Annotated in this window: 19 protein-coding genes and 1 pseudogene; 5 read left to right on the top strand and 15 right to left on the bottom strand. The window is 62.6% G+C overall.

Annotated features, from left to right (window positions below; genetic code table 11):
- Positions 1–47 precede the first annotated feature (47 nt).
- Positions 48–692 (top strand): bifunctional 4-hydroxy-2-oxoglutarate aldolase/2-dehydro-3-deoxy-phosphogluconate aldolase, encoded by a 645-nt coding sequence (gene eda / locus PAE61_RS06410; RefSeq protein WP_271114505.1) that lies wholly within the window; start codon positions 48–50, stop codon positions 690–692.
- 1 nt (position 693) lies between these two features.
- Positions 694–1944 carry an MFS transporter gene (locus tag PAE61_RS06405; RefSeq protein ID WP_271114504.1) on the top strand — a complete coding sequence of 417 codons (1251 nt, stop codon included), beginning with the start codon at positions 694–696 and terminating at the stop codon, positions 1942–1944.
- 43 nt (positions 1945–1987) lie between these two features.
- Here PAE61_RS06405 and pgi read toward each other — a convergent pair whose 3' ends face one another.
- The 5 genes from pgi to PAE61_RS06380 form a co-directional block, all read right to left on the bottom strand.
- Positions 1988–3610 (bottom strand): glucose-6-phosphate isomerase, encoded by a 1623-nt coding sequence (gene pgi, locus PAE61_RS06400; protein WP_271114503.1) that lies wholly within the window; start codon positions 3608–3610, stop codon positions 1988–1990.
- The gene (gene pgl, locus PAE61_RS06395) at positions 3600–4268 is read right to left on the bottom strand and encodes a 6-phosphogluconolactonase (RefSeq protein WP_271114502.1); all 669 of its coding nucleotides are present in this window, start codon (positions 4266–4268) and stop codon (positions 3600–3602) included. Before pgl ends, pgi begins: the two co-directional genes overlap by 11 nt.
- Positions 4265–5713 carry a glucose-6-phosphate dehydrogenase gene (zwf, locus tag PAE61_RS06390; RefSeq protein WP_271114501.1) on the bottom strand — a complete coding sequence of 483 codons (1449 nt, stop codon included), beginning with the start codon at positions 5711–5713 and terminating at the stop codon, positions 4265–4267. Before zwf ends, pgl begins: the two co-directional genes overlap by 4 nt.
- 64 nt (positions 5714–5777) lie before the next feature.
- Entirely contained in the window at positions 5778–6317 is a 540-nt protein-coding gene (locus PAE61_RS06385) for an RSP_2648 family PIN domain-containing protein (protein WP_271114500.1), read from the bottom strand.
- Positions 6314–7507 carry an RSP_2647 family RNA methyltransferase gene (locus tag PAE61_RS06380; protein ID WP_271114499.1) on the bottom strand — a complete coding sequence of 398 codons (1194 nt, stop codon included), beginning with the start codon at positions 7505–7507 and terminating at the stop codon, positions 6314–6316. Before PAE61_RS06380 ends, PAE61_RS06385 begins: the two co-directional genes overlap by 4 nt.
- Before the next feature lie 137 nt (positions 7508–7644).
- On the opposite strand from PAE61_RS06380, the gene edd reads away from it, so the two are divergent.
- Entirely contained in the window at positions 7645–9447 is a 1803-nt protein-coding gene (edd, locus tag PAE61_RS06375) for a phosphogluconate dehydratase (protein ID WP_271114498.1), read from the top strand.
- A gap of 271 nt (positions 9448–9718) precedes the next feature.
- Positions 9719–10476, top strand: a protein-coding gene (locus tag PAE61_RS06370) for an IS5 family transposase (RefSeq protein WP_271112274.1) whose coding sequence is annotated in 2 segments (ribosomal slippage) — positions 9719–10055 and positions 10055–10476 — 759 coding nt in all. Because the reading frame shifts where the segments join, the coding sequence is not laid out codon by codon here.
- A gap of 509 nt (positions 10477–10985) precedes the next feature.
- Here the strand turns inward: PAE61_RS06370 and PAE61_RS06365 are convergent.
- From PAE61_RS06365 to PAE61_RS06320, 10 genes and pseudogenes are all read right to left on the bottom strand, one after another.
- Positions 10986–12176 carry an acetyl-CoA C-acetyltransferase gene (locus tag PAE61_RS06365; RefSeq protein WP_271114497.1) on the bottom strand — a complete coding sequence of 397 codons (1191 nt, stop codon included), beginning with the start codon at positions 12174–12176 and terminating at the stop codon, positions 10986–10988.
- Positions 12177–12220: 44 nt separating this feature from the next.
- On the bottom strand, positions 12221–12679 hold the full coding sequence (locus PAE61_RS06360) for an arsenate-mycothiol transferase ArsC (RefSeq protein WP_271114496.1): 459 nt from the start codon (positions 12677–12679) through the stop codon (positions 12221–12223).
- Between the two features lie 3 nt (positions 12680–12682).
- Positions 12683–13163: pseudogene (locus PAE61_RS06355) on the bottom strand (UPF0262 family protein).
- On the bottom strand, positions 13160–13423 hold the full coding sequence (locus tag PAE61_RS06350) for a SemiSWEET family sugar transporter (RefSeq protein WP_271114495.1): 264 nt from the start codon (positions 13421–13423) through the stop codon (positions 13160–13162). The pseudogene PAE61_RS06355 and the gene PAE61_RS06350 overlap by 4 nt, the downstream one beginning before the upstream one ends.
- Entirely contained in the window at positions 13420–14739 is a 1320-nt protein-coding gene (gene hisD, locus PAE61_RS06345) for a histidinol dehydrogenase (RefSeq protein ID WP_271114494.1), read from the bottom strand. Before hisD ends, PAE61_RS06350 begins: the two co-directional genes overlap by 4 nt.
- A 47-nt stretch (positions 14740–14786) precedes the next feature.
- Entirely contained in the window at positions 14787–15320 is a 534-nt protein-coding gene (locus tag PAE61_RS06340) for a GNAT family N-acetyltransferase (RefSeq protein ID WP_271114493.1), read from the bottom strand.
- A 12-nt stretch (positions 15321–15332) separates the two neighbouring features.
- On the bottom strand, positions 15333–15812 hold the full coding sequence (locus PAE61_RS06335) for a DUF2948 family protein (RefSeq protein ID WP_271114492.1): 480 nt from the start codon (positions 15810–15812) through the stop codon (positions 15333–15335).
- Positions 15805–17088 (bottom strand): UDP-N-acetylglucosamine 1-carboxyvinyltransferase, encoded by a 1284-nt coding sequence (murA, locus tag PAE61_RS06330; protein WP_271114491.1) that lies wholly within the window; start codon positions 17086–17088, stop codon positions 15805–15807. The genes PAE61_RS06335 and murA overlap by 8 nt, the downstream gene beginning before the upstream one ends.
- Positions 17088–17255: a hypothetical protein gene (locus PAE61_RS06325; RefSeq protein ID WP_271114490.1), complete on the bottom strand. Its 168-nt coding sequence runs from the start codon at positions 17253–17255 to the stop codon at positions 17088–17090. Before PAE61_RS06325 ends, murA begins: the two co-directional genes overlap by 1 nt.
- Positions 17256–17287: 32 nt before the next feature.
- The gene (locus PAE61_RS06320) at positions 17288–18016 is read right to left on the bottom strand and encodes an RNA methyltransferase (protein WP_271114489.1); all 729 of its coding nucleotides are present in this window, start codon (positions 18014–18016) and stop codon (positions 17288–17290) included.
- A gap of 90 nt (positions 18017–18106) precedes the next feature.
- Here PAE61_RS06320 and PAE61_RS06315 point away from each other — a divergent pair, with 90 nt between their 5' ends.
- The gene (locus tag PAE61_RS06315) at positions 18107–18727 is read left to right on the top strand and encodes a thiamine phosphate synthase (RefSeq protein ID WP_271114488.1); all 621 of its coding nucleotides are present in this window, start codon (positions 18107–18109) and stop codon (positions 18725–18727) included.
- Positions 18728–18830: the final 103 nt, after the last annotated feature.

Genomic DNA, 18830 nt, shown 5'->3' with positions numbered 1-18830 from the left:
CTGCCATCCGGTTCACGTTCCAAAACGACACTTCAGGAGATCCGGTCATGAATCCCAAGACGCAGTCCGAACATACGCGCAAAATCTGCGAACTGGCCCCGGTCATTCCCGTGATCGTCATCGACGATGCCACACGGGCCGAGCCGCTTGCCACCGCGCTGATCTCGGGCGGGCTGCCGGTGCTGGAGGTGACCTTGCGGACCGATGCTGCTCTGGATGCGATCAGGGCCATGTCGAAGGTCGAAGGCGGTCATGTAGGGGCCGGTACAGTGCTGACCCCGGATCAGGTCTATCGGGCCAAGGATGCGGGTGCCTCATTCGCCGTCGCTCCGGGTGCGACCGAGACGCTGATCCGCGCCTGCGAGGAGGCCTCGCTGCCCTTGCTGCCAGGGTCGGTCACTGCATCCGAGGTCATGCAGGCCGCCGAATACGGCTATGACATGCTGAAATTCTTTCCGGCAGAGACCTCGGGCGGGGCGCCTGCGCTGAAGGCTCTGGCCGGTCCCCTGCCCCATGTTACCTTCTGCCCGACAGGCGGGGTGACGCCGGATAATGCGGGCAGCTATTTGTCGCTGCCGAATGTGATCTGTGTCGGATCGAGCTGGGTTGCCTCTGGCGCCGCGATTGCCGACGGGGACTGGCAGGGCATTGAAAGCCGGGCCCGCAGCGCGTCGCATTTGCGACAGCGCTGAAATGACCGCGGCAAGCACAACCGACGGGTCGGAAAACCCCGCGATCATGCGGCGTGCCCGCCGGAATGTCGCAGTTCTGATCGCGGCGCAGGCCTTGATGGGCGCACAAATGCCGATGGTCTTCATCATGGGCGGGCTTGCCGGGCAGATGCTTGCGCCGAATCCCTGTCTGGCGACGCTTCCGATTTCGATGGTGGTTCTGGGGTCCGCGCTCAGTGCAAGGCCGCTTTCGGGGCTGATGCAGCGTTACGGCCGTCTTGCCGGGTTCCAGCTTGCCGCCGGATCGGGCGCCGCCGGTGCGCTGATCGCGCTGTATGGGTTACTTCAGGGCAGCTTTCTGCTGTATCTGCTGGGTTCGCTGCTGACCGGCGTCTATATGGCGGCGCAGGGTTTTTTCCGCTTCGCAGCGACGGATACAGCGCCGCCCTCGTTCGAGGCCCGCGCGATCAGCTATGTTCTGGCAGGCGGACTGGCCTCGGCGATCATCGGCCCCGCTCTGGTCCGCATGACTGGAGAGATGACGGCGATACCGTTTATCTACACCTATGCATCGGTTGCGGTCCTGAACGTGGTCGGCGCGGCCTTGTTTCTGCTGCTGGATCTGCCACCGCCGCAGCGCGATGGTGACGAGGGCGGTCAGCCTGCCGGGCGCACGACCTCGCAGATCCTGCGTGATCCTCAGATCATCGTCGCGATGGTGTGCGGAATGGTGTCTTATGCGCTGATGAATCTGGTCATGACCTCGACCCCGATCGCGATGGTCGGCTGCGGGCTGAGCCAGAATCAGGCCTCGAATGTGGTCTCGGCCCATGTGCTGGCGATGTTCATCCCGTCTTTCTTCACCGGCCATCTCATCGCCCGTTTCGGAGCGGCCAGGATCGTGGCGACAGGGTTGCTGATCCTGACCACGGCAGGCGCCGTCGCGCTGAGCGGGGTTGAGATCGGGCAGTTCTACGGCACGCTGATCCTGTTGGGACTCGGCTGGAATTTCGGCTTTATCGGCGCAACCGCAATGGTCGCCCGCGCCCACAGCCCGGAAGAGCGCGGCAAAGTGCAGGGACTTAACGATCTGGTCGTGTTCAGCGGCGTGTTCCTTGCCTCGCTGTCGTCGGGCGGTCTGATGAACTGCTCGGGCGCGGTCGATGCGCAGGCGGGGTGGAGCGCGGTGAATCTGGCGATGGTGCCGTTTCTGATCCTTGCGGGCGCGGCGCTGATCTGGCTGCGGATGCGTCCGAAACCCGTACAGGTATAGAAGCCGCGACATTTCAGGCGATACGTCGCGGCGGATCGGTTCTTTACCGGGTCCCGGCCCGCATTTTCAGGATCTGGTCCGCAAGAGCCTGCGTCGAAGGATCATGATCCGGCGAGGGCTTTCCGTCCAGCAACGGGGCGACTTTCAGCGCCAATTCCTTGCCCAACTCGACGCCCCATTGATCGAAGCTGTTAATACCGAAAATCGTCCCTTCGACAAAAACCCGATGCTCGTAAAGCGCGACGATCTGGCCGAGCGTGAAGGGCGTAAGCTGTTCCATCAGCAGGGTCGTAGAGGGTCGGTTGCCGGGGAAGACGCGATGGCGAGCCTGACGTTCCAGCTCATCGCCGCTCAGCCCCTTGGCCGTCATCAGCTCGCGGGCGGTGTCCAGATCGCGGCCGCACATCAGCGCCTCTGACTGGGCCAGACAATTGGCCAGCAAAAGCTTGTGGTGATGATCCAGATCCGGCTCATGCCCCCGCGCGGCGGCGATGAACTCACAGGGGACGATCTGCGTACCCTGATGGATCAGCTGATAGAAAGCATGCTGCCCGTTCGTCCCCGGCTCACCCCAGACAACGGGACCGGAATTGCGGGTCAGTTCGGAGCCGTCCATCGCGACACGCTTGCCGTTCGATTCCATCTCAAGCTGTTGCAGATAGGCCGGCAGCCGCATCAGACGGTTATCATAGGGCAGAACGGCCCGCGTCGGGTAATTATTGATCTGATAGTGCCAGATGCCGACCAGTCCCAGCAGGACCGGCATATTCCGCTCCAGAGGCGCATCGCGGAAATGCGCATCCATCGCCGCGCCGCCGCGCAGGAATTCGCGGAAATTATCAGGCCCGATGGCGATCATCAGCGACACCCCGATCGGTCCCCACATCGAGTACCGCCCGCCGACCCAATCCGCGAAGCCAAACACGCGGGAGGCGTCGATACCCCATTCCGTCGTGCGCTCGGCAGAGGATGAAAGCGCGGCGAATTGCGCGGAAGGCTCTGAGACCTTGTCCTTCATCCAGTTCAGCGCCGTCTGCGCATTGGTCATCGTCTCGATTGTGGTGAAGGTTTTCGAGGCTACAATGATCAGCGTGGTTTCGGGGTTCAGCCCGGTCAGTGTGTCGGCAATATCCGCAGAATCCACATTTGACACGAAATGCGTACGCGGCCCGTCATGATAGGGCGACAGGGCAAGCGCCGCCATTGCCGGACCCAGATCCGAGCCGCCAATGCCGATATTTACGATATCGGTGATCCGTCCGCCCTGCCCGGTGAAGCTGCCGTCACGAACCGCCTTCGCGAATTCCGACATCCGGTCAAGCGTCCCTGAGACCTCAGCGCTGACATCCTCTCCGTCGATTGTCAGCGGGGTATCAAAGTTGCGCAGCGCCGTATGCAGGACCGCCCGGTCCTCGGTTTCATTGATGCGCCTGCCAGAGAACATCGCATCCCGGCGCGACGGAACGCCTGCCGCCAGTTCAAGCAGCGCGGCGCGGGCTTCGGCGTCGATACTGGTCTTGGAATAATCGAAGATCAGGCCATCCACGACCACCCGGAAATCTTCGGCCCGGTCGGGATCATTGTCGAACAGCGATGTGATGCGCTGATCCCCCGACGGGCGGAGGGCTTCAAGACGGGACCAGATCGGTTCAAGATCATTCGGCATAATGCACCGTTGCTTGACGAAGAAAGGCTGAGATCGGCGCTGTCTCGGGGTCGGCACCCATCGCAGCGTCAAGTGCGGCGCGTTTTTCGGCGCCGGTGATCATGATATGCGTGTTCAGCGCCGAATGCAGCGCCGGGGCGGTCAGGGTGATACGCGGCTCTGCCCCGCCGCTCGCCGCCATGACCGGCGGCGCGTCATTCGCCAGAAGCGCCCCCAGACCCGGCGCACCGGGAAAGAGGCTGGCCGTGTGCTTGTCATCGCCCATGCCGAGCACCAGCACGGTGATCGGCAGATGCGGTTTTATCTGCTCTGACAGGGCGGGGGCCGCGTCTTCGGGCGTCGCCTCTCCGGTATAGAGATCCAGATAATGCGCGGCTTCCGCAGGACCCGTCAGCAGGGTTTTGCGGATCATCGCGGAATTCGAGCGCGGATTGCCCGCATCCACCCATCTTTCGTCATTCAGGAAGATGGTGACATTTTTCCAGTCCAGCGGCAGATCCGACAGCGCCCGGAACATCTGGGAGGGCGTCGAGCCTCCGGGGACGCACAGGCTGGTCGCTCCGACCGCTTCGAGATTTTGCCGCAATTCGCCGGCGATCCTGTCGGCAAGCGACAGCGCCATCAGTTCACGGTCGGGATAGGTCTTGATATCGGTCATGCGCGAATCTCCCTCCAGCGTCGGTTGTCGCGATGCATCAGGCCAAGCGCCTCTTCGGGGCCCGAGGAACCCGCATCATAGGGTTCAGGCAGTGTCTTGGCGGAATCCCATGCCTCGATAATGGGATCGGCCCAGGCCCATGCGGCCTCGACCTCATCTCCGCGCATGAACAGGGTCTGGTTGCCACGGATGACATCCATCACCAGACGCTCATAGGCGTCGGGCATATCCGCCCCGTCCGGCCCGAACGTATCCGCGAAGGACATATCCAGAGGCACCTGCATCAGGCGCATCCCGCCGGGGCCCGGCTCTTTGATCATCACGGTCATGACCATACCTTCATCCGGCTGAAGCTTGATCACAAGCTGATTGGGACGCCGCTGACTGCTTTCATCGAAAATGGAATGCGGCGGCTCTTTGAAGCTGACCACGATCTCACTGGTACGAGAGCGCATTTTCTTGCCGGTCCGCAGGTAAAACGGCGTATTCTGCCAACGCCAGTTCGAAATCCGCACCTTCAGCGCAACAAAGCTTTCCGTCCGGCTGTCGGGGTTTTCGGCATCTTCAAGATATCCCGGCTCTTCCCCGTCGGCCTGATACTGGCCCCGGACGATTTCCGAGGGGCTGACCGGCTCAAGCGCACGGATGACTTTCAGCTTTTCATCGCGCACCGCATCCGGATCGAAATGATAGGGCGGCTCCATCGCGGTCAGGCAGAGAAGCTGCATCAGATGGTTCTGCACCATATCGCGCATCGCCCCTGACTGGTCGTAATAGCCGCCGCGCCCGCCAACGCCGACGGTTTCGGACACGGTGATCTGGACGTGATCCACATATTGCGCGTTCCAGAGCGGCTCGAAAAGGATATTCGCAAACCGCACCGCCATCAGGTTCTGAACGGTTTCCTTGCCCAGATAATGGTCGATCCGGTAAATCTGCCCCTCGGCGAAATGCTCGGCCAGCGTTGCATTCAGCGCCCGCGCCGAGGCGAGGTCCCGGCCAAAGGGCTTTTCGACCACGATCCGGCTGTTCTTGTCGGCGATCCCATATTCCGACAGGCGCTGCGCCAGATCCCCGAAAAGCGACGGCGCAACCGAGAAATAAAACGCCCGCACCACGGAATCGCGCATTAGCGTTTTCAAACTGTCCCAGCCACCCGGTCCCTTGGCGTCGATCGGGACATAGTGAAGCTGGCTCAGAAACGCGTTCAGTTCGCTTTTATCCGCTTTCGGGGCGAATTCCTCGATAGCGGCGCGGGTTTCCTTGCGGAATTCTTCGTCCGAGTTATCGGAACGGGCCGCCCCGATGATCCGGGCTGACGGAGGCATCTGCCCGGCCAGAAAGCGGCGATACAGCCCCGGAAGGATCTTGCGGCGGGCGAGATCGCCGGTCGCGCCGAAAATAACCAGATCGAAATCGTCGACAGGAATGGTTCTCACGACCATGTGCACCTCCTTGAATGATGCTTTGCGTAACCGATGTTAGCGTTATCAGCAACCCGCAGGAATGTCAGCGGGTCAGCGCCTTGCCCAATCTCGGCAGCCGCGCACGTTTCAACATGCTGCGCAACTCCATTTCGCTGCCAAGCCGGATGGCTTTCGCATGGGTATTTACGACGATCCCCGCGAGGATATCGGGATTTTCGGCCCATAATCCCGTCAGGAACGCATCGGGATGGATGGCGCGAAGACCGGCTGCGGACATGGCGGGACGCGGAAAATCGCGCAGGTTGAAGGTCACGATCTGATCGGCCTCGGCCTGCATCGCCGCCGCGACGACATGCCTGTCCGCAGGGTCCGGCAGATCGAGACCACGCGCCAGATCCTCATCCGCCTCGATGGCGGCATCGGGGAAACGGTCGCGCAGCGCCGCCGCCTCGGCACTGGCGATATCGGCATCCACAGGACCGGGACGGGCTGCTGCGCGGGTCCATTCACGCAGGATACGCTCGGACCAGACGGCGCGGTATAGCCCTTCTTCAGCGGCATCCGTCAGGATCTCGCGCAGGATCGTCGGGAATAAGACGCAGGCATCGAGAACCGCGATCATCCGTCAAGCCGGAAGAACAACGCCTTGAGATAGCCCGTCTCCGCAAGCTGAGGCAACGTCGGATGATCCGGCCCGGCCTGCCCTGTATGGATCAACTGACCCCGGCGGCCTCCCCTGCCGATCCCCCGCGCCGAGACGTTCCGGAAACTGGTCAGATCGGCGGCATGGCTGCATGAGCATAGCCCCAGATACCCGCCCGCAGCCACCAGCGGCGCGGCCAGTTTTGCAACACGCTCATAGGCACGCAACCCCGCCTGCAAGGCCTGTTTCGAGGGCGCGAAGGCTGGCGGGTCGCAGATGACCACATCGAATTGCCTGCCCTCCTCGGCGAGAGCCTCCATCGCGGCGAAGGCGTCCTGCTGCCGCGTCTCGATCCGGTCGGTCATTTCCATCGCCGAGGCACCCTCTCGGGCAAGCGCCAATGCGGGTTCCGATCCGTCCACCAGCGTGGCATGTTCAGCACCCGCCGCCAGCATCGCCAGACCGAACCCGCCAACATGGCTGAACACGTCCAGCACCCTGCCCGAGGCAAGTTTCTGAGCGAATGCGTGGTTTGGCCGCTGATCGAAGAACAGCCCCGTTTTCTGCCCGCCCATCACATCGGCCATATAGACCGCGCCATTCATCGGCACCCGGATCGGCGAGGACGGTGCTTCCCCGGCAAGCACATCCATCCGCTCTGCCAATCCCTCCAGCCCCCGCGCACGGCCCTGACCGTTCAGGATCACATTCCTGACCCCGGCAACTGAAACAAGATCCGCCGCAATCTGATCCGCCATCACATCCGACCATGCGGCATTGGGCTGCATGACGACCGTGTCGCCGAAGCGGTCGACGATCAGCCCGGGCAGCCCATCCGCCTCGGCATGGATCAGACGATAGAACGGCGCGTCATAGATTTTTTCGCGCATGGCAAGGGCGCGGTCCAGCCGGGCGCTCAGCCAGTCGGCATCGATGCGCGTCTCGGGATCGGGGTCCATGACCCGCGCGATGATCTTTGATTCGGGGTTGACGGTCACAAGCGCCATTGGCCGCCGCTCGGGGTCCTCCAGCACGGCGAAACTTCCCGGAGCGAGCGCCCGGGTGCGACGGTCTGTTACCACCTCATCCGCGAAGACCCAGGGAAAACCATGTCGGATTGCCTGCGGTTTCGTCTTCGGGCGCAGGCGGATTACGGGAAGCGATGTCATGACGGGTCCTTTCACTTGCCCCCGATGTGACACGCACCCGGCCTTTCGACAAGACCATCCAGCAGGCATTGAATAGTTACCGCTAACAGGATACAGTGCATCCAAGCCATTTTTCTGCCCATCCACGGGAGACAGCCATGACATTACACAGCACCATCGACCGCGTGACCGACCGGATCCGGGAACGCTCTGCCACATCCCGCCCCGCCTATCTCGACCGCATGGCCAAGGCTGCCGAGGACGGGCCGCGCCGGGCGCATCTCTCTTGTGGCAATCAGGCGCATGCCTATGCCGGGATGCCGAACAAGGACGAACTGGCGACGACCAGAAAGCCGAATATCGGCATTGTCACCGCCTATAATGATATGCTTTCCGCCCATAAACCGTATGAGCGTTTTCCCGATCTGATCCGCGAGGCTGCCGCCCGGGCCGGAGCGACCGCGCAGGTCGCGGGCGGGGTGCCTGCCATGTGCGACGGGGTGACTCAGGGCCGGGCGGGGATGGAGCTGTCGCTGTTTTCGCGCGATGTCATCGCCCTTGCCGCGAGTGTGGCGATGTCGCATGACACGTTCGATTCGGCCATGTATCTGGGCGTTTGCGACAAGATCGTGCCCGGTCTGGTGATTGCGGCAGCCACGTTCGGGCATGTCCCCTCGGTCTTCGTTCCCGCAGGCCCCATGCCCTCGGGTCTGCCCAATGACGAAAAATCCCGCGTGCGCCAGCAATTCGCCAGCGGAGAGGTCGGGCGCGACAGGCTGATGGAAGCCGAGATGGCCTCATATCATTCACCCGGCACCTGCACCTTCTACGGCACGGCGAACTCGAACCAGATGCTGATGGAATTCATGGGGCTGCATCTGCCCGGATCGAGCTTCGTCAATCCCGGCACCGAAATGCGCGATGCGCTGACCGGCGCGGCGGTGGAACGCGCGGCGGCGATCACCCGGCTGGGGAATGATTATCTTCCCGTCGGCGAGGTTCTGGACGAACGCGCCTTCGTGAACGGTATTGTCGGGCTGATGGCGACCGGAGGGTCAACCAATCTGGTTCTCCATCTTCCGGCAATGGCGCGGGCGGCGGGCGTGCTTCTGGATATCGAGGATTTCCACGATATTTCCGAAACCGTCCCGCTGATGGCACGGGTCTATCCAAACGGTCTGGCCGACGTGAACCATTTCCATGCCGCGGGCGGGCTTGGATACATGATCCGCCACCTGCTGGAAGCAGGGCTTCTGCACGAGGATGTCCGCACCATCGCGGGCGGCGGTCTGGACCGCTATACGACCGAGCCGAAGATGCGCGGTGGGCGCGTGGTCTGGGAAGACGGTCCGTCCGAATCCCAGAACGACAAGATCCTGCGCCCGGCCAGCGACGCTTTTGCGCCGACCGGCGGGCTGAAGCAGCTTCAGGGCAATATGGGAAGGGGCGTCATCAAGGTCTCTGCCGTGGCCCCTGAGCGTCATATCATCGAAGCCCCTGCCCGCGTCTTTACCGATCAGGAACAGGTGAAAGACGCCTTCCGCGCCGGAGAGTTCACCGAAGACACGATCGTCGTCGTCCGCTTTCAGGGTCCGGCTGCGAATGGCATGCCGGAACTGCATTCGCTGACCCCGATTCTGGCGGTGCTTCAGGATCGCGGGCTGAAAGTCGCGCTTGTGACGGATGGGCGGATGTCGGGCGCATCCGGCAAGGTGCCGGCGGCGATACATATCGCGCCCGAAGCCGCGAATGGCGGACCCATCGCCAAGGTGCGAGACGGCGACATCGTCCGGCTGGACGCGGTCAGCGGCCGCATCGAATGTCAGGCCGATGATTTCGACAGCCGCGATTGCGCGACGGCCGATCTGTCCGGCAACCAATACGGCATGGGCCGCGAGATGTTCGGCGTGTTCCGCGCCGCTGCCAGCGATTCGACCGAAGGAGCCTGCGCGATCCTATAGGGGGTGCTGATCCGCTCGGTGACGTTCAGCAGGGTCAGCTCCCTCGCGGGGAACTGCGAGGGCGGTTTTGTTCAAAGGGGGCTATGCGGGACTTTACTGCCGGTCATTTCCAAGCGACAAATGTCTAATTCCATCCTGGTCGGTTGCCGGTCATGGCGCAGAAAGCCAATGTCGATACCTCAACGTGGCTGATACATTGTCAAGACTAGGCTCCAGACCCATTGATTTCGGGCTGTTTGCGTGATTCAGGCTCTGCAAGGAGACCTGATTTATGAGCAACCTTTTCTGGCTGACTGACGCGCAGATGGAGCGTCTGAAACCCTATTTCCCGAAATCCCACGGCAAGCCACGCGTTGACGACCGGCGTGTGCTGAGCGGCATAATATTCATCAATCGTAATGGCTTGCGATGGTGCGACGCGCCGACGGACTACGGCCCCGCCAAGACGCTCTACAACCGCTGGAAGCGCTGGAGCGAGAACGGGACCTTCGCCCGGATCATGGTGGGCCTCGCCGCCGAGAGCGCCGAACACAATACGATCATGATCGACGCGACCTATCTGAAAGCGCACCGCACGGCCTCGAGCCTGCGGGTCAAAAAAGGGGGCGCGGGCGCCAGATCGGGCGAACGAAAGGCGGCATGAACACGAAACTGCACGCCGTCACCGACGCGAAGGGCCGCCCGATAGGGTTCTTCATGTCCGCCGGACAAGTCAGTGATTACACCGGGGCAGCGGCACTTCTGAACAGCCTGCCGGAGGCGGATTGGCTGCTGGCCGATCGGGGCTATGATGCCGACTGGTTCAGAGATGCCTTGAAAAACAAGGGGATAAAGGTTTGCATCCCGGGTCGGAAGTCGCGCAAGAAACCCGTCAAATACGACAAGCGGCGCTACAAACGCCGCAACCGCATCGAAATCATGTTCGGCCGACTCAAGGATTGGAGGCGCGTCGCCACCCGATACGACCGTTGCCCCGAGACCTTCTTCTCTGCAATCCTGCTCGCCGCGACCGTCATCTTCTGGTTATGATCAAGAACGAGTCCTGAGCCTAGAGGTCTTATCCCGGTCCGGGAGACTGAAGCCGAATTCCGCAAAGGGTTGATCGCCGCGGTGTGCCGAGGGCAACATCGACCAATTGGCATCCCAATGGCCCCGAAAGAGCCATCCTGAACCACCTGCTTCTTGAGACCAATATGGATCCTGTTTGATCTTAAAGAGAGCCAGGCACCCAAGAAAGTCCTCAGCATTCGAGAAATGAACCTCATTGCAGTCTGCGCCACGCACTACAGTTGCAGCAGGGAACATCTCGGTGATCCATGAAATATTGATAGGCATTTAACCGGACTTTCTTGCGTTCTGGATTGGCACCAAGTGCTGTCGTCGCCCTTACATCAAGGAGGTCAGGCATCGGTGAAAAGTTGACCTTCGAGTACCCCGCAGCATCGGTCAAATTGGACCCTAACCCACCATTGCACGACCCCGAACCCAAGCCTTCCGCAGAAAAACCGGGGCTGCTTAATCAATACACCCGCGCCACCTCAACTCACCCGCTCAATCGCCACAGCAGTCGCCTCACCACCTCCGATGCACAGTGACGCCACGCCGCGCGTCTTGCCGTAGGTCTCAAGTGCCGCAAGCAGCGTCACCATGACCCGCGCACCTGATGCACCGATGGGATGACCCAGAGCGCATGCGCCGCCATGAATGTTCACCTTGTCATGCGGCAGGTCCAGATCGCGCATCGCGGCCATTGTGACGACAGCGAAGGCCTCGTTGATTTCGAACAGATCGACATCGGCCAGATCCCATCCGGTCCGCTCGGCCAGATATTTCATCGCACCGACCGGAGCGGTCGGGAACAGGCTTGGCTTGTCGGCATAGGTCGCATGACCGGCAATCACCGCCAGAGGCGTCAGACCCAGCCGCTCGGCCCGGCTGCGCCGCATCAGGACCATCGCCGCAGCCCCGTCCGAAATCGACGATGAGTTCGCCGCCGTCACCGTCCCATCCTTGCGGAAGGCGGGCTTCAGCGTCGGAATCTTGTCCATCCGCGCCTTGCCGGGCTGTTCATCGATCCCGACCACCACATCGCCCTTACGACTGCTGACCGTCACCGGAGTGATTTCCCGGGCGAACTGCCCGCCACTGATGGCATTCTGGGCGCGGGTCAGGGATTCGATGGCGAAATCATCCTGCTCTTGCCGGGTGAAACCATAGGATTGCGCACAATCCTCGGCGAATGTGCCCATGAGGCGGCCCTTGTCATAGGCGTCCTCCAGCCCGTCGAGAAACATGTGATCCAGCACCTGACCATGCCCCATGCGCATCCCCTCGCGCGATTTGGGTAGCAGATAAGGGGCGTTCGACATGCTCTCCATCCCGCCCGCCACGGCGATATCGGCACTGCCCGCAAGAAGCAGATCATGCGCCAGCATCGCGGCTTTCATGCCAGACCCGCACATCTTGTTGATCGTCGTGGCCCCGGTGCCGAAGGGCAGCCCCGCGCCGAGGGCCGCCTGCCGCGCCGGAGCCTGCCCCTGACCGGCGGGCAGCACGCAGCCCATGATGACTTCCTGAACCTGATCGGCGGCGACACCGCTGCGCTCAATCGCGGCCCCGATTGCCGCCGCTCCCAGATCTGCGGCGGGCAAGCTTGCGAAATCGCCCTGAAACCCGCCCATCGGCGTACGGGCCGCACTGACGATGACCACCGGATCGCTTATGGACATGAAACTCTCCCCTTTTTCATCTCCGTTTATCGCCTGTTCGTCGGCTATGAGTCCACAGGTGTGCCGAAACGGTCGATCATGCGCGTGCGGATCTGGTCCCGGGCCTCGCGATATTTCTGCAGAACCGCGTCACGCCCCTCGGCCAGACCGGTCGGGTCCATGACCGGCCAGTATTCGATATCGAGATGCGCATGCCGGGTCAGCTCGATCGCCTGACGCTGCGATGCGGGCGACAGGGCGATGATCAGGTCGAAACTGCTGAGATCGTCTCCCCAGCTTTGCATCTCTTCGAAACTGCGTGAGCGGTGGCGCGACAACTCCACGCCGAGTTCCTGACAGACGGCAATCGCGAACCCGTCGATTTCCAGATCGTTCCTGACCCCCGCCGACTGGACATAAGCGGCATGGCCATAGAATTTCTTCATCATCCCCTCGGCCATTGGCGAGCGGACAGCGTTATGATCGCAGCAGAACAGCACCGAATTGGGGATCTGCCCGGACATGAGTCACGCCTGAGGGATCAGTGCGCAAATCAGGGTGAACAGGCGTCGCGAGGTGTGTTCATCCACCTCTGCCTTACCTTCCAGCCTTTCCTGAAGCGTCCGGGCGCCTTCGTTATGGATACCGCGGCGGGCCATGTCTATCGCCTCGATCTTGGCCGGAGGCAGGTTCCTGACCGCATCGTAATAGCTGTCGCAGATCTGGAAATAATCTTTCACCACCTGCCTGAACGGGCCAAGGGACAGGTGAAAACTCGGCGACTTTCTCTTCGGTTTCGGTGGCGATATCGAAAACCAGCCGCCCGTCACGGATCGCCAGAGACAGCGCATAGGGGCCGTTCGGGATATCATGGCCGTCTCGGGGCGGAATGCCGAAGCTGTTTTCCTCAAGCAGGTCGTAAATCGCGACCTTGCGCTCTTGCATGACCTCGGGCGAGGCAGGCGGTATGGCGCTGTCATCGATCTCGATCTTTGAAATACGGCTCATGGTTTCCCCCAGGCGATCTTCGCAAACAACAATAAGGCAACGGCCGATCCGCTCAGCAGATTGGCGATGATGATGGGCCAGGCGTTCAGTAACAGGCCATAGCAGAACCACAGGCTCATGGTGACGAATAACAGGATCGTGGTCCACAGGGATATGTCGCGGACCATCCGTGTGCCAAGTGTTCTGACAAGCTGAGGAACCCAGCAGACCGTTCCGAGGATCGCGGCGGCATAGCCGATATAGGGTGCAGCGTCGATCATAAGCCCTGCCTCGGCTTCTGGTTGATGACCTCCAGCCGTGCCGAAACCGATCTGCCATGAGCGCCGAGGCCTTCGGATTCGGCAAGGCAGACCGCCGCAGGCCCGATACTGGCAAGCGCACCCGGGCTGAGTTGCGCAATCGTTGTCCGTTTCAGAAAATCCATCACCGAGAGGCCCGAGGAAAACCGGGCCGAACGTGCGGTCGGCAGGACATGGTTCGGGCCGCTGACATAATCCCCCACGGCTTCCGGCGTATAGGGGCCAAGGAAAATCGCGCCCGCGTGCCGGATCTTCCCGGCCAGATCTTCAGGCGCGTCGGTGCAGATTTCCAGATGTTCGGGCGCGAGCCGGTCCGAGAGGCTTGCCGCCTCATCCAGATCGCGCGTCACGATGACTGTCCCATAGTCGCGCCAGCTTGCCCCCGCGATCTCTGCCCGCGCCAGAGTCGGGATCAGCGTTTCGACCGCGCTTTTCACCGCATCCGCCAGCGCCTCATCCGGGGTGATCAGGATCGACTGTGCATCGGCGTCGTGTTCAGCTTGCGCCATCAGATCCAGCGCGATCCAGTCCGGGTTCTGATCCGCATCCGCGATCACCAGCACTTCGGACGGGCCCGCGATCATGTCGATACCGACCTTGCCGAAAACCTGACGCTTCGCCGCCGCGACATAGGCATTGCCGGGGCCGGTGATCTTATCGACCGGAGCCAGTGTTTCAGTGCCATAGGCCATGGCCGCAATCGCCTGCGCCCCGCCTATGCGGTAAATTTCGTCCACGCCGGCGATCTGGCAGGCCAGCAACACCAGCGGGTTCACCTCTCCGCGCGGTGTCGGCACACAGACCACCAACCGTCTCACCCCGGCGACACGGGCGGGCACGGCATTCATCAGCACCGACGAAGGATAGCTTGCCTGCCCTCCCGGCACATACAGCCCGGCATCGGATACAGGCGTCCAGCGCCAGCCGAGCATCGCGCCGGTCTCATCCGTCCAGCTTTCATCGCGAGGCAGCTGACGTTCATGATAGGCCCGGATCCGCGATGCGGCCAGTTCTAGCGCCTCACGCTCGCGGGCCGGAACCTTGGCGACATGCGCGGCGATTTCCTCAACGGTAAAGCGCAGCCTGTCCGCCGTCAGCTCCAGCCCGTCGAAACGCGCGGTATATTCTGTCAGCGCCTCGTCGCCCCGAACCCGCACATCGCCGATAATCGCCGCGACGACATCACCGACATCCCCCGAATCCTCGCGCTTGGCCTGAAGCACCCCGGCAAAGCGTTCCTCGAAATCGGGGGCGGATGTGGTCAGTCTTACAGGCATTCACGGCTCCTTTTGTCGGCGATATGTAGCCGCGCCTTACGCTGCGCTCAAGCGTACAACGCACGGAGCCGGTGGCGGAGGGCCGGGCGCAGCATACGGCGCATCTCGATTTCCCAGACACCGCGCTCATTCAGCATGGGCGGACCGCCGGTCTTCACGAAACCCACCCGCTCATAGAGGGATTGTGCATGGATATTCCCGCTTCCCACATGCAGCCCCAGCCGGGTCATCCCTGCAGCAGAGGCCGACCGGGCGATCCGGTCGAAAATGGCATCGGCCAGCCCCTGCCCGCGCGATTCGGGGCGGACATAAACCGACATGACCCAGCCCAGATCCGGCTCTGCGGGCGAGATATCCCGCTCCCAGCTAGCGACGGCTGCCGGCTGGCCGGGACCCGGCCCGGCGGCCCACATCTCGCATCCCTCAAGCCGTTTGGCAAAATCAGCAAGCGGACGGCCATCCCAGTCATCCAGACTGGAGCCGAACGCCTCTGGCGCCCGCGTCAGCGCCTCAATCCGGATCGCCTGCCATTCCTCGGCGCGATCCGGGGTCAGCCGCCAAAGCTGAAAGGCGGCGGTCACCTGCCGCCGCCGCTACGCGTCGTCATGGCGGGGCATATGGCCCGAAGGTGCGATATAGGGGCGGGTCACGTCGCGCAGATCGATCGACACGCATTCCGCATCGACCGCAATCGTTCCATCACCGGCGAATTCCAGCATCAGCCGACCCGTCCCGTCCGCACCGGGCTGCCAGACAAGCGCCAGCAGCGACAGTACCTCATCGGCATTGCCACGGTCGATCCCGTCGCTGCGCAGGCCGGTAATATCCGAGACAACAAGCAGCGCCCGGACCCGTTCGAAATCGCGCCCCTCACGCTCGGCGTCATGCGCATCTTCCCAACGGAAGCGGTTGATCAGCATGGTAAGTTGACGCCGTGTCCGGTCGAAGGTGATATCCGCGCCGGTCAGAACCGCATCCTGCACCAGCATGGACAGGACCGAGACATCCTCTGCGCCCTCGGCACGCAGCATCAGCGGGCCGGGATCGGCATCGTGAAAACTGGCGTCATTCATCGGGATGGGCCTCCTTCATACGGGTCAGATTGGCACCGACTCCGCGCAGTTTCCGCACAACACGCTCATAGCCCCGGTCGAGGTGATAGACCCGGCTGACCACGGTTTCGCCCTCGGCTGCCAGACCGGCAAGGATCAGGCTGACCGAGGCCCGCAGATCCGTCGCCATCACCGGAGCGCCACGCAACTTTTCAACGCCGGTCACGGTGGCATGGCCGCCATGAACCTCGATCCTTGCACCCATCCGGGTCAGTTCGGGGGCATGCATGAAGCGGTTCTCGAAGATCCGTTCCTCAAGCACGCTGGTGCCATCGGCGGTACACATCAGCGCCATCATCTGCGCCTGCAGATCGGTTGGGAAGCCGGGGAACGGCTCGGTCACGACATCGACCGCACGGACACGGCCATTCTTGCGCGAGACCTTGATGCCGCGCTCGGTCTGCGTCACCTCAATGCCCGCCTCATCCAGCTTTTCCGCGAATGCCGCGATAAGATCCATCCGGCCGCCAAGGCATTCCACCTCGCCGCCGCAAATCGCCGGAGCAAGCATATAGGTCCCCAACTCGATCCGGTCGGCGACAACCGGATGCGTCGCACCGGACAATGAATCGACGCCCTGAATGGTGATCGTGCCGGTCGTCTCGCCCTCGATCTGCGCACCCATGCGGCGCAGACATTCGGCAAGATCGACGATTTCCGGCTCTCGCGCGGCGTTTTTCAGAACCGTGGTGCCTTTGGCCAGCGTCGCCGCCATCAGCGCGTTTTCGGTCGCCCCCACCGAGACGACAGGAAACTCGATCTGCGCCCCTTTCAGCCGTCCGCCGGGGGTGGTCGCGTGGACATAGCCCTCGCGCAGATCCAGCTCTGCCCCCATCGCCTCAAGCGCCTTGAGATGCAGATCGACCGGACGCGCCCCGATCGCACAGCCGCCCGGCAGGGACACGATCGCCTGGCCATCTCGCGCCAGCATCGGACCCAGAACCAGAATCGAGGCCCGCATCTTGCGCACGATCTCGTAATCCGCCCGGTGGCTGGTCAGATCATGGCTGGACATCGCCAGAACCTGACCGTCCTGCATCGAGACCACCTCGGCCCCGAGCGATTGCAGAAGCTGCGTCATCGTGCGGATATCCGACAGGCGCGGCGTATTAGTCAGCGTCAGAGGCTGATCGGTCAGCAGCGTTGCCGGCATCAGCGTCAGACAGGCATTCTTGGCCCCGGCAATCGGGATCTCGCCGTTAAGCTCGCCGCCCCCCTGGACGATGATCTGATCCATTATTCCTCACTTTCCGGGGCGTTTTCGTCGGTCGCCTCGCCCTCTTGACTGTCTGCTCTGGCTCGCGCCTGCGCCTTGCGCCGGGCCAGATTGGCCCGCAACGCCGCGCCCAACCGTTCTTCGCGGCTGGCCGGGCCGACCTTGTCCGTCTTGCGCTTGCTGCTCATGGCGATGTGTTACTCTCTTGTCGGGCAGAGGTCTAGCGCCGGGTCAACTGCCTCAGCAGCCCGTGAAGCACCTGAACATCGGCGCGGGTCAGCGGCATGCGCGACCACATATTCCGCAGGTTGAGTTTCATCGAGGGCGCTTTCGCGTCGGGGAAGAAATATCCTGACTCTTCAAGCCGCGATTCATAATGATCGGCGAGTTTCTCGATCTCGATCCGGTCCGCGGGAACCTCACCGGCGGGGCGGCGGTTTGTCGGCATCGGCTGGTCGGGCAGAGCGCCACGTGACCACTCATACCCGATCAGCAGCACCGCCTGAGCCAGATTCAGCGACGGAAAATCGGGATTCACCGGCACGGTCAGAATCGCATTGGCGCGGGCGATATCGTCATTTTCCAGACCTGCACGCTCCGGGCCGAAGATGAAGGCAACCCGGCCAGTCGCGGCAATTTCCTGGCGAGAGCGTTCCGCTGCACTTGCCGGGGTGAAAACCGGCTTGGTCAGCTCACGCCCCCTTGCGGTGGTGGCGAAGGCCCATGTGATCCCCTCCATCGCGGCGGCCAGCGTCGGGAAGATCCGCGCCTGATCCAGCACCCGGCCCGCAGCACCCGAGGCCATCGCCACGGCGCGGGGATTGGGCCAGCCATCGCGCGGATCGACGATCCGCATCTCGGTCAGGCCGAAATTCAGCATGGCGCGTGCTGCGGCGCCGATATTTTCGCCCATCTGGGGGCGGGTCAGGATGATCACAGGCTGGGACATGGCGGGCCTGTTAGCGCCGCCCGCGCCGCGCCGCAAGCTCTGGTATGCAGGCGCGGGCGCTGATATTGCGGGCGGAAAGAAGGAACGCCAATGACCGACCAGCCTGACGCACCCGTCGCCCCGCAGCTTTACCTGATTACCCCGGTCGGAGCCGAACCGGGCGCGTTCGGCCCGATCCTCGACGAAATGCTGGAGCGCTTCCAGATCGCCTGCATCCGCATTCCCGGCGCAGGAGACGAAGCACAGCTTGGCCGCATGGCCGATACGGTGCGCGATCTGGCCCATGCGCGTGACGTTGCGGTGGTCATCGACGATCACATCGCGCTTGCACAGCGCCACGGTCTCGACGGCGTTCACCTGAGCGGAGGCGCGAAGCAGGTCCGCTATGCCCGTAAAGAGCTGGGGGCGGATGCGATTATCGGCGCGTTCTGCGGCACGTCCCGTCATGACGGGATGGCCGCGGGCGAGGCCGGCGCGGATTATGTCAGCTTCGGCCCTGCCGGAGCGACCGCGCTCGGCACAGGCGAAGCCGCGCCCCTTGACCTGTTCGCCTGGTGGTCCGAGATGATCGAGGTGCCGGTCGTCGCCGAGGGCGGGCTGGACGCAGCCCTGATCGGCAAGCTGACCCCGATCACCGATTTCTTCGCGCTTGGCCCCGAAATCTGGGCCGAGGACGATCCGGTAACGGCGTTGTCTGCGCTGTGGCGGTGAGGGGCTACCATATTACATCGGCTCAGAAACGTTTGACCGTTTAAGGCCAAGTCAGCAGTGCGGACGAAGCGTCAATTCGCAGCAACTGCACGAATGGCTGCCG

This window comes from Paracoccus aerodenitrificans (assembly GCF_027913215.1).
In the GTDB taxonomy this organism is placed as follows: domain Bacteria; phylum Pseudomonadota; class Alphaproteobacteria; order Rhodobacterales; family Rhodobacteraceae; genus Paracoccus; species Paracoccus aerodenitrificans.
This window is presented reverse-complemented; position numbering and strand designations above follow the sequence as displayed.